Consider the following 15,461-nt stretch of genomic DNA (forward strand, 5'->3'; position numbering starts at 1 on the left):
AGGATACGTGCGTGACCCCGGTCGCGCCAGCCGCAAGCCCGGCAACTTATCCGAAATTTCCGCCGAGGGTTAGAAACATCCTCTCTTCTTGCGAAAATTCCTGTTGATCTTCTGATTGTGATTGAGTTCACAAGCTGCGGAGCGCGTTCGCCCTGGTGAAGAGCTCGTCGAGCATCGGCGCGGTCACCCGGCCGGTGAAGGTGTTCTGCTGGCTGGGGTGATAGCAGCCGAGAAGGTACGCGGGACCTCCCCCGGGGGAGGTGATCTCCACTTCGGCGCCGTGCCCGAAGGGCGGCCTCGGCCGGGGCAGGGCGTATCCGGCGTCCTTCAGCGCGGGCCAGATCGCCTGCCAGGCGAAGCCTCCCAGCGCGACGACCACCCGTACGTCCGCCGAGACCAGGGCGACCTCACGGGCCAGCCAGGGGAAGCAGGTGGCCCGCTCGGCCGGCTCGGGCCTGTTCGCGGGCGGAGCACACCGAACCGCCGCCACCATCCGCGCGCCGACGAGCCGCTGCCCGTCGCCCGCGTGCAGGCTGGTCTCCTGTACGGCCAGCCCCGTCCGGTACAGCGAGGCGAACAGCCAGTCACCACTGCGGTCGCCGGTGAAGATCCTCCCGGTCCTGTTGCCGCCGTGCGCCGCCGGAGCCAGTCCGACGATCAGGATCTCGGGCCGCTCCGCGCCCCATCCGGCGATGGGCCGGCCCCAGTAGGTCTCCTCGGCGAACGCCCGCCTCTTGACCGTCGCCACCTCCTCGCGCCACTCCACCAGGCGCGGACAGGCCCTGCAGACCGACTGCGCGGCCGTGAGCTCAGCGAGGCTGCCACTCTTCTCCGCGAGCTCGCGCACCTCGGCGGGGTCGTGGGCGACGGGGGTGTCGGGCTGGGCGGGATCGCCGGGCCAGCCGGATCCGGGAGGAACACAGGTCATGAATCCGATGGTGCCCGATGCGGGAGACCGCGGAGCCCACCGGGCCCCTCGCCTCCCGCAGGCCCGCCGGGGAGGCGAGGGGATCGGAGTGGAAAGGCGACAGGCGGCGCCCGCTGGGTGCGGACGCCGCCTGTTTCACTCCGGACACGTCCCGGCGTCAGCCGCCGGGCGCGCTGTCGCGACTGTCAGGCCATCAGGCGGGAAGAGTCGCGTCGGGGGCGGGAGTCTGGGGGGCGGGAGTCTGGGGGGCAGACTCGCAGGTGACCTTACCCACCACGGTGCCGCTGGTCGGGCCGCCGTAGATCTCGATCGCACGCTTGGCCTCGCCGGACGCCGAGGCGGTCCAGGTGTCGGACACGATCTGGCGCTGCGAGCCGTGACCGCTGAAGTAGGCGTTCTGCCAGTCGCCCGCGACACCGTCGCGGATCCAGCGGTACTTCACGGTGCCGCCGTGCGAGACGCTGACCGCGCCGGTGAACGTACGGCTCACCGGGCAGGTGCCCTTGTAGTCCGACAGGCTGTCGACGGACGCCTCGGCCCTCGGCGACGTGTCCTTGCACCAGATCTTGAAGTAGGCGCGGTTGGACGAGGTCTCGACCGGGTCGATGATCTCCAGCGCGGCCCAGCCCCTGAAGTTGTCATGGGGCTTGATCACGTGGAAGACCTTGCGCGAGCCGTTGACGCGCACGGCGTCACGGTCGACGACGCGGCCGTTGACGACCCACTGGTAACGCACCCAGCGGGAGTCGGAGGTGTTGATGCGACCGATCAGGGTAGCCTCGCAGTTACCCTCGTCGACCCACACCTGCGCACCGACACCGGGCCTGACGACCTCGTGGTCGTCCTCACCGGCGCCACAGGAGACCGAGAAGTAGCCCTTCGCGGAGGTGGCGGCACGCGGAGCCAGGAGCTGGATGGCCTGCCAGCCCTTGACGTCGCCCTTGAAGGTCGACTTCTCCTTGACGGTGAAGCTCTTGACGCCCTTGCCGCGGAAGGTGAAGGTCTGGACCTTGCCCTTGGATCCGTCTCCGCGCAACCACCGGTAGGCGACGGTGGTCTTGGCCTTGACGGCCTTCACCTTGATCTTCGAGGAGAAGGTCACCTTGACCGGGCACTCACCCTCGTACTTCGAGGGAGACGCCTTGGGAGTGCCCGCCCACACGGCGGGCTTCGGCTTCGGCTTGGCGACGGCCGCGACCGTCTGACCCGATCCACTGGCCGCCGCTGCGGGCGTGGCCAGCATGCCTACTGCCATGGTTGCCAGCATGGCCGCGCTGGCTCCTGCTGCGGCTAGCTTTCGTGCTAGTCCGGACTTCATGAGGGGATGCTCCGTTCGTTGGGAAGCAAGATTCGCCCTGGAGACGGTTGCCGCCCCGACAACAAGCTGTGCCGGGCCCACGGCAAAGTCCCACTAAAGCTTCTTTACCTAACCATAAACGGGAAGCCTTCCTCAATACTCCCTAAACGGGTGAATTGTCTAGGTCTTGTTATGAGGTGGCTACGGACCACGCGATGCCGTCGAGGATGTCGCGCTCGCTGGCGACCACATCGCCGAAACCGTAACGGGTCACTATCCGGTCGAGGATGAGCGCGCCCGCCCCGATCACGTCGACCCTGCCGGGGTGCATGACGGGAATCGTCGCCCGCTGCGCAACGGTCATTCCAAGCAATCTGCCCGCGATGTCATGCACCTGACCTGCGGTAATTCGCGAATGGTGAATTTTCTGCGAATCATATTCAGACAGCCCGAGCGCTATTCCGGCGACCGTGGTGACGGAACCGGCAAGCCCGACCAGCGTCAACGCCCGCTCCACCGGCACCTCGGCCGCGACCCGGTCGAGCGCCTCGTCGATGTCGGCGGTCACCGCCTCGACCGCCTTCGCCGACGGCGGGTCACCCGCGCCGCGCAGGTGGCGCTCGGTCAGCCGGACACACCCGATGTCGACGGAGAACGCGGCCTCCACATGCGTCGAGCCGAGCACGAACTCGGTCGAGCCGCCGCCGATGTCGACCACGAGGTACGGGGGGCGGGTGCCTTCGGGTGCGGGCAGTCCCGTCTCGGGCGAGAACCGCACCAGCTCGCGGGTGGCCCCGACGAACGACAGCTCCGCCTCCTCGACGCCCGTGATCACCTCGGGCTCGACGCCGAAGATCTCGCGTACGCCGTCCACGAAGTCCTGCCGGTTTGCGGCGTCCCTCGTCGCGCTGGTGGCGACCACGCGGACCGAGGTGGCCGCGTGCCGGTCGATGAGCTCGGCATAGCCGCGCATGGCGGTGAACGTACGCTCCAGGGCGTCCGTCGCCAGCCTGCCGGTCTCGTCGACCCCTTGCCCCAGCCGGACGATCTCCATTCGGCGCTCGACGTCGATCAGCCTGTCCCTGCCGACCTCGGCGATGAGCAGGCGGACGGAGTTGGTACCGCAGTCGATCGCGGCGACGCGGATCACTTGCTCTCCTCTGCGTCTTCGACGTCCACACACGGCCCGGCGGCCCACCACTCGCCGAGCGCGTCAAGGGCCTCACGGCCGAAGGGGTTGCTCCCCGGCACCGCGAGCTCGTGCCCGACCAGGGCGTGCAGGCATTTGACCCGGGTGGGCATGCCCCCGGTGCTCTGCATGTCGCGGGGCAGCGGCTCCAGGCCGTCCGCGGCGGCCGCCTTGTCACGGCGCGCCACGTAGTCCTCGTGGGCGGCCCGGTACGCCTCGGCCAGCTCCGCGTCGTCGGCGAGCCTGGCCTGCATCTCCCGCATCATCCCCGAGGTCTCCAGCGTGCCGATGGCCGAGGCGGCCCTGGGGCACGTGAGGTAGAACAGGGTCGGGAAGGGCGATCCGTCGGGCAGTCTCGGTGCGGTCTCGACGACGTCGGGCAGCCCGCACGGGCAGCGGTGCGCCACCCCTCGCAGTCCTCGTGGCGCCCGGCCGAGCTGTCGCTCCACCGCCGCCACGTCGCGGTCATCAACCATTCGTGACACCCCCAAGAAGATGACAACCAGGGTATCGGCGTCACCCGGCGGCCCTGGCCGCCTTCTGCCCGGTGCCACTGTCGGCGGCCTTGACCGAGTCCCACAGCGTCTCGTACCACGGTGGCTTGGCGACCGCCCTCCGCTCACCGGCCGTGTTCCTGCCCGGCGCGGGCGACTCGCCCATGACGACGTAGCACTTCTGCCCGGGGTCGCAGTAGAAGAGCCGCTCCCTGCCCTGCCGCTTGATGAAACCGGGGTCCAGGAGCTGCTTGTGGCGGTCGTCCAGGGCTTTGATCGCGGCGATCTCCCTGGCCTTCTCCTGCTCCAGCTGGGCGATCTGGCGGCGCTGGGCGACGTACTCCCTGATGGGGTAGGCGAGGCTCATGGCGATCGCGCACACCACGATCGCGAGGACCGCGGCCCGCCCCGTCAACTGCGGCCGTGTCGCCATGCGCCCTCCTCGTCCCCACGTTCTCGCGGCCTCGTCCACCGTTCCCCGCCCGCCGTGCCCCGCACAGCGGCTCCGACACCGGCGGTCGCCGATCTCCGCACCTGGGGAACGCCGGACCGCGACCGGCGTTCCCGAGGTGCGGCCCGTGCTCGGAACGAGTGCGAGCCGCCAGAAGAAACTACCGCCGGAAACGCGGGAAGGCCGCCCGACCCGCGTAACGGGCCGCGTCGTCCAGAAGCTCCTCGATGCGGAGCAACTGGTTGTACTTGGCCACCCGGTCGGAGCGGGCCGGGGCACCGGTCTTGATCTGGCCGCAGTTGGTGGCCACGGCGAGATCGGCGATCGTGGTGTCCTCGGTCTCGCCGGAGCGGTGGCTCATCATGCAGCGGTAACCGCTGCGGTGGGCCAGGTCCACCGCGTCGAGGGTCTCGGTCAGGGTGCCGATCTGGTTGACCTTGACCAGCAGCGCGTTGGCGGTGCCCTCGGCGATGCCGCGGGCCAGGCGCTCGGGGTTGGTCACGAACAGGTCGTCGCCGACCAGCTGGACCTTGTCGCCGAGGGCGCGGGTGATGGCGTTCCAGCCCTCCCAGTCGCTCTCGTCCAGCGGGTCCTCGATGGAGACCAGCGGGTAGTTCGCGACCAGGTCCTCGTAGAAGGCGATCAGCTCGGTGGCGGACAGGCCCTTGCCGTCGATGGTGTAGACGCCGCCCGAGTGGAACTCGGAGGCGGCCACGTCGAGGGCCAGCGCGACGTCCTCGCCGGGCACGTACCCGGCCTTCTCGATGGCGACCAGGATCAGGTCGAGCGCGTCACGGTTGGAGGGCAGGTTCGGAGCGAAACCACCCTCGTCGCCGAGGCCGGTGGCGTAGCCCTTCTCCTTCAGCACCGCCTTGAGGGCGTGGTAGACCTCGGTGCCCATCCGCACGGCCTCACGGAACGTCTCCGCCCCGATCGGAGCGATCATGAATTCCTGGATGTCGACGTTGGTGTCGGCGTGCGCGCCGCCGTTCAGGATGTTCATCATCGGCACGGGCAGCAGGTGCGCGTTCGGCCCGCCCAGGTAGCGGAAGAGCGGCAGCTCGGCGCTGTCCGCGGCGGCCTTGGCCACGGCGAGCGAGACGCCCAGGATCGCGTTGGCGCCCAGACGCGCCTTGTTGGGCGTGGCGTCCAGGTCGATCATGATCTGGTCGACGCTGCGCTGCTCGGTGGCGTCGAACCCGATGATCTCGTCGGCGATCTCGTCGGTCACGCCGAGAACCGCCTTCTCCACGCCCTTGCCGCCGTAGCGCTCGTCGCCGTCACGGAGCTCGACGGCCTCGAACTGGCCGGTGGACGCGCCGCTGGGAACCGCGGCACGCCCCTGGCTGCCGTCGTCCAGGAGGATGTCGACCTCGACCGTCGGGTTACCCCGGGAGTCAAGGATCTCTCGGGCGGTAACGCCCTCGATGGAAGCCACGAAGCGCTCCTAAAGTCGCAGGACAGTTTGCCTCAGAAGCGTACCGAGATCTACTTGCCGACACGGCGACCGGGACGCCTCCGAACAATGTTCGCGCAATTTCCGTACGAGGACCCGAAGGCGCCCCACCGCCAACGCCTCAGATCCCGCCGGTAACTGGACCGAGGAGACCACCCCAAGGAGCCCCTGAGGACGTACCCCATGCCCTTCCTTGGGGGACTTCCCGTGAGGCCGCGCCGGCGACTGGACTGAGGAGAGGGAGGTCGCGAGGAACGAGCGGCCTCCCTCGACGAGGGAAGGAGCCGGATCCCAGCGGCCGAACCGCGACGCGCCAGCGTCGCCAACAACCCGTGAGGCCGCGCCGGCGACTGGACTGAGGAGAGGGAGGTCGTGAGGAACGAGCGGCCTCCCTCGACGAGGGAAGGAGCCGGATCCCAGCGGCCGAACCGCGACGCGTTAGCGTCGCCGTCAACACAGCCTCACCGCGACGCGTTAGCGTCGCCATTAGCCCGCCGCACCTGGTCGCGGTAGGCGCGGGCGACGGCGCGCAACTCGGCCTCGGGGTCGAGACCGGCCGCGTGCCCCTGCCGTACCAGCTCGAAGAGTTTCGCTCCCAGGCCGTCGGCGGGCACCCCCTCGGGGAGGTCCGCCGGGGCTCCGGCGCGCTCGGCGCGGCGCAGGAGCTGCGCGGCGAGGGAGAGCGCGGGCTGGCCCATCGGGACGCCGTCGACCACCGAGCCCGGATCGCCGCCGCTCTTGGCCGCGCGCTCGGCCGCCTTGATGGTCTCCCAGTTGGCACTGACCTCGCCCGCGCCCTCCACCCGGGTGTCGGCGAAGACGTGCGGGTGGCGGCGGACGAGCTTGGCGACGATCCCGTCGGCCACGTCGTCGACGTCGAACCCGTCCGGCCGCTCGCGGGCGACCCGCGCGTGGAAGGCCACCTGGAGGAGCAGGTCGCCCAACTCCTCGCGCAGTGCCGCGTGGTCGCCCTCCTCGATGGTCTCCAGCACCTCGTAGGCCTCCTCGATGAGGTACGGGGCCAGGGACTCGTGGGTCTGCCGGGCGTCCCACGGGCATTCGACCCGCAGCCGGTCCATCACCGAGACCAGGTCGAGCAGCCGCGCGCCCGGCAGGTCGTACGAGCCGGGGACGACCTCGATCACCGGCGGTTCCTCAAGCGCCACGGCGGCGTGGCCGATGGAGCGCATCAGCGCCTCGTCGGCCTCCAGCCACACGACCGTCGCCGCCACCGCCTCGCGGACCAGCGCGGCGGGGTCGCAGGCGACCACCTCGACGTCGACCCCGGCCTCCGCCAGGTAGGGCAGGTGCGGATGGTCCGCGGCCCCGGTGCGGACCGGGCCCTGTCCGAGAACCTGCCAGGCGCGATGGCTGAGCAGCCCCGGGGCGACCCGGGGCGAGGTGGTGACGATGATCAGCGACATGCCCGGAGGCTACTGCTGCGGGGTCTCGGGCTGCTCGGCGGCAGGGGCGGCGGGGCCCCCGGCGGCACCGAACCGGCCGGCGTCGACGAAGACACTCGGCTGCTCCTGGCTCCGCTGCCGGTTGAGCTGGCCGTAGCGCGGGTTCCAGGTGATCGGCATGGCCTGCAGGTCCTTGATCGCCTGCTGCTGGCCGCGCTGGATGGCCGCCTCGTCGGTGCCGCCGCCGTACTTGGCGACGAGCTTGCTGATCAGCACCTGCGACCTCATGAACTCGCGTGCGTGCGAGGGGGCCACCGCCTGCTGGAGCATCTGCTGCTCGAACTTCTCCTGGCCGCCCTGGCCCGCGATCACCTGGTCGATCTCGCCGTCGGTGACCGTGATGCCCTTGCTCTCCGCGACCTTCGTGTACTGCTTGGCATTGGCCAGCTGGAAGAGCACGAGCTGCGGGACGCTGTCCTGGAACTGCAGTTGCGAGGCGGAGACGCCCGCCTTGGACAGCGCCTCCTCGTACTCGCGGACGTTCTTGCTCAGCTCGCTGGAGCTGATGCGCTCTCCACCCACGACGGCGGCGGCGCCGATCTGGTTCGGAGAGCAGGCGGTCAGCGCGACACCGGCGGCGGCGACCGCCAGGATGACGCGCACTCGGGTCGACTTCACATGCGTTCCCTTCACGACAAACGTGCTTACTCTACCCGCGCGGTTTCGAGGAACATCGCCTCGACGAGATCCCCGCACCACTTGAGCAGGTCCAGATCGCGCAGCGGCTGGCCCCCGAGGGGCCTGGTCTTGGGTACGGGCACCAGCAACGTACCGGCCGCCTGCTTCAGCAGTGCCTTCGGGTACAGCCTCTGGAGCCTGACCTGCTGGGAGTCCTTCAGCTCCACCGGCGCGAACTTGATGTTCTGGCCCTGCAGGGTGACATCGGTGAGCCCGGCACGGCGGGCGCGAATCCGGAAGCGGGCGACCTCGAGCAGGTTCTCCACCTGCTGGGGCGGCCGTCCGTACCGGTCGACGAGTTCGTCGCGCACCGCGCCGATGTCGGAGTCGGAACCGATCGCGGCGATCCGCTTGTACGCCTCCAGCCGCAGTCGCTCGGAGGTGACGTAGTCGTGCGGGATGTGGGCGTTGATCGGCAACTCGACCTTGACGTCGGGCCGCTCGTCCTCCTGGTAGGTGCCGGCCAGCTTGGCCTTCTGCTCCTGCACCGCCTCGGCCATCATCCGCACGTACAGGTCGAAGCCGACGCCCGCGATGAAACCCGACTGCTCGGCGCCCAGGATGTTGCCCGCGCCGCGGATCTCCAGGTCCTTCATCGCCACGTACATGCCCGCGCCCATCTCGGTGTGCTGGGAGATGGTGGCCAGGCGCTCGTGGGCGGTCTCGGTGAGCGGCTTCTCCGGCGGGTACAGGAAGTAGGCGTAGCCGCGCTCGCGGCCCCGGCCGACCCGGCCGCGCAGCTGGTGGAGCTGGGAGAGACCGTAGTTGTCGGCCCGGTCGACGATCAGGGTGTTGGCGTTGGGCACGTCCAGGCCCGACTCGACGATCGTGGTGCAGACGAGCACGTCGAAGTCGCGCTCCCAGAAGCCCACCATGATCTTTTCCAGCTGGTGCTCCTGCATCTGGCCGTGCGCGACGGCGATCCTGGCCTCGGGCACGAGCTCGCGCAGCATGGCCGCGACCTTGTTGATGCTGGCCACCCGGTTGTGCACGAAGAAGACCTGGCCGTCGCGCATCAGCTCGCGCCGGACCGCGGCACCGATCTGCTTCTCGTCGTACGGGCCGACGAAGGTGAGGATCGGGTGCCGCTCCTCGGGCGGGGTGAGGATCGTGGACATCTCCCTGATGCCGGTGAGCCCCATCTCCAGCGTGCGGGGGATCGGGGTCGCGGACATGGCCAGCACGTCGACCTGGGTGCGCATGTGCTTCATGGCCTCCTTGTGCTCGACGCCGAACCGCTGCTCCTCGTCGATGATGATCAGGCCGAGCTGCTTGAACCTGACCTCGGACGAGAACAGCCGGTGCGTGCCGATCACCACGTCGACCGAGCCCTCGCGCAGACCCTCCAGGGTCGCGGAGACCTCACCGTCGCTCTGGAACCGCGACATCGGCCTGACGTTGAGCGGGAATCCGGAGAACCGCTCGGCGAAGGTCGACATGTGCTGCTGCACCAGCAGCGTGGTCGGCACCAGGACCGCCACCTGCTTGCCGTCCTGCACCGCCTTGAACGCCGCCCGCACCGCGATCTCGGTCTTGCCGTAGCCCACGTCGCCGCAGATCAGCCGGTCCATCGGGATCGGGCGCTCCATGTCACGCTTGACCTCGTCGATGGCCTCAAGCTGGTCACCGGTCTCGGCGTAGGGGAAGGCGTCCTCCATCTCGCGCTGCCACGGGCTGTCGGGCGCGAAGGCGTGTCCCGGCGAGGCCATCCGGGCGGAGTACAGGCGGATCAGCTCTCCGGCGATCTCCTTGACCGCCTTCTTGGCCTTGGTCTTGGCCTTGGCCCAGTCGGCGCCGCCCATCCGGTTGAGCGTGGGCGACTCGCCGCCGACGTAGCGGGTGACCTCGTCGAGCTGGTCGGTCGGCACGTAGAGCCGGTCGCCCTTGGCGTACTCGATCACCAGGTACTCACGGGTGGCGCCCTGTACGGTGCGCTGCACCATCTCGACGTAGCGGCCCACGCCGTGCTGCTCGTGCACGACGTTGTCGCCGACCTTGAGCTGGAGCGGATCGACCATGTTGCGGCGCCGGGACGGCAACCGCCGCATGTCCTTGGTCGACGCCTTCTGGCCGACCAGGTCGAGGTGGGTCAGCACGGCCAGTGACGGGGTGACGAACCCGTGCTCGATCAGGCCGGTGGTGACGTGGACGACCTTGGAGCCGGGGATCCGCTCAAGGCCCGGCTCCAGGCGCGCGGGCAGGTCGACGCCCTTGAGCAGCTCGACCATGCGCTCGGCGGGGCCGTGGCCCTCGCTCAGCAGGACGACCACCCGCTCGGAGTCGAGCCAGCCCTTGATGTCCGACAGCGCCCGCTGGGTGTCGCCCCGGTAGGCCTCCGCCTCGCGCGCCCGCAGCACCAGCCCGCCGTCCGGCCCACCGCCCCGAGCACCGTCACTCTCGCCTTCGACACCGAACGGCGCGAGCGACCACCAGGGCTGGCCGAGCTGCCGCGCGTGGTCGCGGATCTCCTCCAGGGTGCGGAACGCCGCCCCGCCCAGGTCGATCGGCGCCTCGCCGCCGGACGCCGCGTTGATCCAGGACGCCTCCAGGAACTCCTGACTGGTCCGCACCAGCTCGTCCGCACGCCCGCGAATGCGCTCCGGGTCGCACACGAAGATCGCCGCTCGTTCCCCCAGGTGGTCGACGAGCAGGTCCATCTCCCCGGCGAGCACCGGCGCGAACGCCTCCATGCCCTCCATCGGCACGCCCTCGGCCAGCTGCTCCAGGATCTCGGCCAGCGAGGGGTGCGTCTCGGCGAGTTCCCTCGCCCTCTCCCTGACCTCGGCGGTCAGCAGCAACTCCCGGCAGGGGGCGGCGAACAGCCCGTCCTCGGCCACCTCCAGCGAGCGCTGGTCGGCGACCTTGAACCAGCGGATCTCCTCGACGGTGTCGCCCCAGAACTCCAGTCGGAGCGGGTGCTCCTGGGTCGGCGGGAAGACGTCGAGCAGCCCGCCCCTGACGGCGACCTCCCCGCGCTTCTCCACCATGTCGACCCGGTGATAGCCGTTCTCCACCAGGCTGTGGACGACGCTGTCGAGGTCGGCGTCGTCCCCGGCGCGCAATCGCACCGGTCGCAGGTCGCCCAGGCCGCGCACGATCGGCTGGAGCAGCGCCCTGATCGGCGCGACCACCACGTGCAGCGGGCCGGCCGAGAGGTCGCCCTCGACCGGGTGGGCCAGCCTGCGCAGCACCGCCAGGCGCTGGCCCACGGTGTCGCTGCGCGGCGACAGGCGCTCGTGCGGGAGCGTCTCCCAGGCGGGGAAGACCGCGACGGTGTTCTCGTCCAGGAGGCTGGTGAGGGCCGAGGCGAGATCCTCGGCCTCGCGGCCGGTCGCGGTCACCGCGAGGACGGTCCTGGCCGCCTTCTCCGCGCCCTCCCTGGCCAGCGCGGCCACCGCGAAGGGACGGAGCGCAGGCGGCGCGACCAGCGACACGTCGGACGAGTCGCCCCCGCGCACATCCCGAAGAAGGGAAGCCAGCTCAGGCTCCCCGGCGACAAGGTCCAGAAGTCCGGAAAGACTCATCAGATTCGCCCACAGCCCCACGACGGCAACACGACAGCCCCGAGCCGTACGGACACGGGGGGTACCTGGTCAAGGCTACCGAATCGCCGACCGATGCTCCGGCCTTCGGGCGCACAGTACCGCCCGCAGCCGTGAGGCCGCGCCGGGGACTGGACTGAGGAGAGCGGGGTCGCGAGGAACGAGCGACCCCGCTCGACGAGGGAAGGAGCCGGACAAGAGCGGCCTCACCGCGACGTGCAGCGTCGCTGGCAACTCGCGAGGAACGAGCGACCTCCCTCGACGGGGGAAGGAGCCGGATCCCAGCGGCCGAACCGCGACGCGCCAGCGTCGCCAACAACCCGCGAGGCCGCGCCGGCGACTGGACTAGGAGAAGGGACGCGCCGTTCTCCCACCTCAAGAATCACCCCGGGGACGTGCCCCATGCCTTCCCTTGGGGGACTACCCGTGAGGCCGCGCCGGCGACTGGACTGAGGAGAGGAAGGTCGCGAGGAACGAGCGACCTTCCTCGACGAGGGAAGGAGCCGGACAAGAGCGGCCTCACCGCGACGCGTTAGCGTCGCCATGCAACAGCGGTAAATGCGCGATGAATCGTGCTGAGTTGACTACTCTCGGTTACATGTCAGAGGTGAGGTCGGTCGTCGATAGAGACGACCTGTTGAATCAGCGGGTCAGGGAGCAGTGGACCAGCCAGCTCGGTCGGCGGCTCGATGTCCTGATCGCCGGGTGCGGATGGCCGGAACCGCTCGATCTGGGGCAGGCGGAGGCCAGGGTCATCGGGATCGACGAGGACCTGCCCGCGTTGCGTAAGAGCACGTCCGCCCGCAAGGACCTGGACTCGTGGGCGCTGGGCGACCTGCGCTCCGTGCCGGTGCCGCCGCGGGCGTTCGACGTCGTCTACGTGCCGTTCCTGCTTGAGCGGATCGAACACGCCGAGCTGGTGCTCGACCGGTTGCTCACCGGTCTGCGCCCCGGCGGGCTGCTGCTGGTCAGAATGCGCGACCGGGCCTCGGCGTACGGGGCCTGCGACCGGCTGACGCCGTCGAGACTGCGGCGGATGCTGTGGCGCAGGTTCGTCCCCGCGGGAACGGTGGGCCCGCTGCCCGCCGTCTACGAGCAGATCGCCTCGCGCGAGGGGATGCACTCCTTCTGCCTGGTGCGCGGGCTGATGGTGACCGAGGACATCTCCGCCGGCAGCGGGCCCGCGCTCAACGGACCTCTCGGTAAGCTTGCCCGCGCCGCCTGCTCGGTGGTGGAGGTCCTCTCCAGGGGACGCCGGCCCGCGTCTCACGACGAGATAACCATGGTGATCCGCAAGCCCCAGAGCCATTTCGCCCGGCTGATCTGAGATCCGCCGGAGCGGTGGAGCCGGGGTCGCCGGACGGGGCGCCCATCCTGAGCAGGCGGGACCGGAAAGTCCGACGATCGGGATTGTGGAGCGGGAGCAGATGACGGCGCCTTTCGAGTGGACCCCCGACGCCCGCGAGCTGGCCGACCTCGAACTGCTGCTCTCCGGCGCCCTCAGCCCGCTGACGGGCTTTCTGAGCTCGGCCGACGCGCACTCCGTGGACGAGCACGGCACGCTCACCGACGGCACCCCGTGGCCCGCGCCGGTCACCCTCACGCTGCCCGACGACCACCCCGCCGCCCCCGGCGACCGGATCACCCTGCGCGACCCCGAGGGCGCGGCACTGGCCGTGCTGACCGTCACCGGGCGCGAGGACGGCTTCGTCGCCGGCCCCGTGGCTGCCCTGGACGCCCCCGAGCACGGGCCGTTCGCCCGGCTCCGCCACACCCCGGCGCGGGTCCGCGAGGAGGTGGGCGAGCAGGAGGCGGTCCTGGCCGTCACCATGCGCGGGCCGCTGGGCGACCTCGACGAGATCGTGGCGACCGCGCAGGAGCTGAAGGCGTCGATCCTGCTTCTCCCGCTGGCGTACGGCGAGGGTGGGCCCGCGGTGGTCCGTGCCGCGCTCAAGGCCCGCGACAGGCTGCCGGAGGGCACGCTCGTGGCGGTGGTGCCTCTGGCGCCCAGGGAGCCCGCCATCGATCTGGAGCTGCGCGAGCGCGTGGCCGAGGCCTACGGCGCGACCGAGCACCTGGCGGGTCCGGACCCCGTGACGATTCCCGGGCCCCCGCACCGGCGGGGGCTGGTGATCTTCTTCACCGGCCTGTCCGGCTCCGGCAAGTCGACCGTCGCCCGGGGACTGCGCGACGCGCTGCTCGAGCGTGGCAGCCGCACGGTGACCTACCTCGACGGCGACGTGGTGCGCCACCTGCTGTCGGCGGGGCTGACCTTCTCCAAAGAGGACCGCGACCTCAACATCCGCCGCATCGGCTTCGTCGCCGCCGAGGTCGCCAGGCACGGCGGCCTGGCGATCTGCGCGCCCATAGCACCCTACGCCGCCACCCGCGAGGAGGTTCGCGCGATGGTCGAGGCCGTCGGCGCCGACTTCCTGCTGGTCCACGTCTCCACCCCGCTGGCGGAGTGTGAGCGCCGCGACCGCAAGGGGCTCTACGCCAAGGCCCGCGCGGGGCTCATTCCCGAGTTCACCGGCATCTCCGATCCGTACGAGGAGCCGGACGACGCCGATCTGGAGATCGACACCACAGGCATCAGCGTGGACCGGGCCGTGCACCAGGTGCTCGACCCGCTGATCCAGGGCGGCTGGATCCGCTGACGGATCCCGGCCCCGTGGCCCGCGCCGACGTCGGGATCAGTCCGCGGGGACGGTGGCGTCGAGGTGCGGGTCGCGGGCGAGTTCGGCGAAGCTCCGCCGGCCGCCGGGGGTGGTGTCGAAGCGGGTGTCGCCCCGGGGGGCGCGTGGCGAGTCGAAGTAGACCAGGGCTTTGATCCGCGGGTAGTCGCGGATCTCCTCGCGTACCGAGGCGAAGAACCACTCCTTGAACCCGGGCCGGTCGTGGCGCTCGAAGACGCCCCACTCGGCGAGCATGACGGGCTTTCCCGGGAAGCGCTCACTCATCCAGCGGTAGAACCCCGGCCACCGGGGGAAGTCGGGCCGGGTCTTGTTGACCAGCCCGTCGAAGCTGTGGACCCGGTGGTCGACGTAGGGGTCCATCCCCACCCAGTCGACCACGTCGTCACCGGGGTAGAGCCTCTCGAACCAGGGCTTCGACGCCCAGTTGGGCGCCCCCATGTAGGTCATCACGGTGACGGCGTTGGTCACGCCCCCGTGTCGCAGGCGCCGCACCACGTGCCGGAACATCGCCGCGTAGTCGGCCGCGGACATTCCCGCGCCGTGGGCCTCCCGGACGTCGTTCTCCGGCTCGTGGTGGACCGTGAGGAAGAACTTCTCCGGGAAGGTCCTCACGATGTGGGCGGCCAGCCGGTCGATCCGCTCGTCCAGCGCCCCGTGCGCGATCTGCTCCCAGGTGTGGTCCAGGGAGGGCTTCCAGTTGATCAGCAGGAGCCTGCGGCCGTCGGGATCGCGGGCGATGGCGCGCTCCGCAGGGGTCGGGAAGAGCTCGTCCCCCCGGTGGTAGACGTGCATGATGTCGGCCGGGCGACCCATCCGCCGCTCGGCTCCGGCCAGCGCCCGCTCGGGACGCCTCCCGGTGAAGATCTCCGGCGCGACGCCCCACCAGGCGCCGCAGGAGGGGACGAGCCTTCCGCTGACCTCGCAGGCGGCCCGTGGACGCTCGCCCGTCGGGCCCGGCACCCGCGCGGGCGTCCGAGGCTCCCGGGACGCACCGGGACTCTCCGCTCCCGGCGAGGTGCCCGGCGTGCCCGGCATGTCCGGCGTCTGCCGGGCACCGGCGGCATCGGAGGTCTTCGAGGCGCTGGAGGTCTGGCCGCGCCCGCTCAGCCCCGCAATGCCCAGTCCGAGAGTGCCCAGTCCCAGCGCCAGGACGACAGCCGAACCGGCAATTTTTACCATACGCGGAATTATGTCCATAGTGGCATTTGTCCGATGCACCGGTTCCTCACAGCCGTCGCGCGCACGCATTCTTCGACCATCACCGGGA

The 15,461-nt window shown here is 70.3% G+C and carries 12 protein-coding genes; 2 read left to right on the forward strand and 10 right to left on the reverse strand.

Features of this window, described 5'->3' with window-relative positions:
- Window positions 1–127: 127 nt before the first annotated feature.
- The 9 genes from ABT061_RS36665 to mfd all read right to left on the reverse strand — a co-directional run bounded on the left by ABT061_RS36665 (window position 128) and on the right by mfd (window position 11,480).
- A complete protein-coding gene (locus ABT061_RS36665; protein WP_350926772.1) occupies window positions 128–928 on the reverse strand; it encodes a uracil-DNA glycosylase in 801 nt (266 codons plus the stop codon).
- 193 nt (window positions 929–1,121) lie between these two features.
- Complete coding sequence (locus tag ABT061_RS36670) at window positions 1,122–2,183, reverse strand: hypothetical protein (protein WP_350926774.1); 1,062 nt, start codon at window positions 2,181–2,183, stop codon at window positions 1,122–1,124.
- 232 nt (window positions 2,184–2,415) lie between these two features.
- The gene (locus ABT061_RS36675; RefSeq protein WP_350926776.1) at window positions 2,416–3,375 is read right to left on the reverse strand and encodes a Ppx/GppA phosphatase family protein; all 960 of its coding nucleotides are present in this window, start codon (window positions 3,373–3,375) and stop codon (window positions 2,416–2,418) included.
- Window positions 3,372–3,890: a DUF501 domain-containing protein gene (locus tag ABT061_RS36680; protein ID WP_350926778.1), complete on the reverse strand. Its 519-nt coding sequence runs from the start codon at window positions 3,888–3,890 to the stop codon at window positions 3,372–3,374. The genes ABT061_RS36675 and ABT061_RS36680 overlap by 4 nt, the downstream gene beginning before the upstream one ends.
- A gap of 40 nt (window positions 3,891–3,930) precedes the next feature.
- On the reverse strand, window positions 3,931–4,341 hold the full coding sequence (locus ABT061_RS36685) for an FtsB family cell division protein (protein WP_350926780.1): 411 nt from the start codon (window positions 4,339–4,341) through the stop codon (window positions 3,931–3,933).
- Window positions 4,342–4,519: 178 nt separating this feature from the next.
- Window positions 4,520–5,797: a phosphopyruvate hydratase gene (gene eno, locus ABT061_RS36690; protein WP_350926782.1), complete on the reverse strand. Its 1,278-nt coding sequence runs from the start codon at window positions 5,795–5,797 to the stop codon at window positions 4,520–4,522.
- Window positions 5,798–6,276: 479 nt separating this feature from the next.
- Window positions 6,277–7,239, reverse strand: a complete 963-nt coding sequence (locus tag ABT061_RS36695; protein ID WP_350926784.1) for a nucleoside triphosphate pyrophosphohydrolase — start codon at window positions 7,237–7,239, stop codon at window positions 6,277–6,279.
- 9 nt (window positions 7,240–7,248) lie between these two features.
- A complete protein-coding gene (locus tag ABT061_RS36700) occupies window positions 7,249–7,896 on the reverse strand; it encodes a SurA N-terminal domain-containing protein (protein WP_350926789.1) in 648 nt (215 codons plus the stop codon).
- Window positions 7,897–7,922: 26 nt separating this feature from the next.
- On the reverse strand, window positions 7,923–11,480 hold the full coding sequence (mfd, locus tag ABT061_RS36705; RefSeq protein WP_350926791.1) for a transcription-repair coupling factor: 3,558 nt from the start codon (window positions 11,478–11,480) through the stop codon (window positions 7,923–7,925).
- Between the two features lie 616 nt (window positions 11,481–12,096).
- On the opposite strand from mfd, the gene ABT061_RS36710 reads away from it, so the two are divergent.
- A complete protein-coding gene (locus ABT061_RS36710; protein WP_350926793.1) occupies window positions 12,097–12,825 on the forward strand; it encodes a class I SAM-dependent methyltransferase in 729 nt (242 codons plus the stop codon).
- A 100-nt stretch (window positions 12,826–12,925) separates the two neighbouring features.
- Window positions 12,926–14,155, forward strand: a complete 1,230-nt coding sequence (gene cysC, locus ABT061_RS36715) for an adenylyl-sulfate kinase (RefSeq protein ID WP_350926795.1) — start codon at window positions 12,926–12,928, stop codon at window positions 14,153–14,155.
- A gap of 36 nt (window positions 14,156–14,191) precedes the next feature.
- On the opposite strand, the gene ABT061_RS36720 is transcribed toward cysC, so the two are convergent.
- Entirely contained in the window at window positions 14,192–15,373 is a 1,182-nt protein-coding gene (locus tag ABT061_RS36720; RefSeq protein WP_350926797.1) for a glycoside hydrolase family 26 protein, read from the reverse strand.
- Window positions 15,374–15,461 lie beyond the last annotated feature (88 nt).

Origin of the sequence: Streptosporangium sp. NPDC002544 (assembly GCF_040295965.1) — a bacterium.
GTDB lineage: Bacteria > Actinomycetota > Actinomycetes > Streptosporangiales > Streptosporangiaceae > Streptosporangium.

Bases quoted from the DNA above. Each gene is read 5' to 3' on its own strand.
- ABT061_RS36685 (WP_350926780.1), bottom strand. From the start codon at position 4,341: ATGGCGACACGGCCGCAGTTGACGGGGCGGGCCGCGGTCCTCGCGATC.
- ABT061_RS36710 (WP_350926793.1), top strand. From the start codon at position 12,097: ATGTCAGAGGTGAGGTCGGTCGTCGATAGAGACGACCTGTTGAATCAG.
- ABT061_RS36695 (WP_350926784.1), bottom strand. From the start codon at position 7,239: ATGTCGCTGATCATCGTCACCACCTCGCCCCGGGTCGCCCCGGGGCTG.
- ABT061_RS36665 (WP_350926772.1), bottom strand. From the start codon at position 928: ATGACCTGTGTTCCTCCCGGATCCGGCTGGCCCGGCGATCCCGCCCAG.
- ABT061_RS36680 (WP_350926778.1), bottom strand. From the start codon at position 3,890: ATGGTTGATGACCGCGACGTGGCGGCGGTGGAGCGACAGCTCGGCCGG.
- ABT061_RS36720 (WP_350926797.1), bottom strand. From the start codon at position 15,373: ATGGTAAAAATTGCCGGTTCGGCTGTCGTCCTGGCGCTGGGACTGGGC.
- cysC (WP_350926795.1), top strand. From the start codon at position 12,926: ATGACGGCGCCTTTCGAGTGGACCCCCGACGCCCGCGAGCTGGCCGAC.
- mfd (WP_350926791.1), bottom strand. From the start codon at position 11,480: ATGAGTCTTTCCGGACTTCTGGACCTTGTCGCCGGGGAGCCTGAGCTG.
- ABT061_RS36670 (WP_350926774.1), bottom strand. From the start codon at position 2,183: ATGGCAGTAGGCATGCTGGCCACGCCCGCAGCGGCGGCCAGTGGATCG.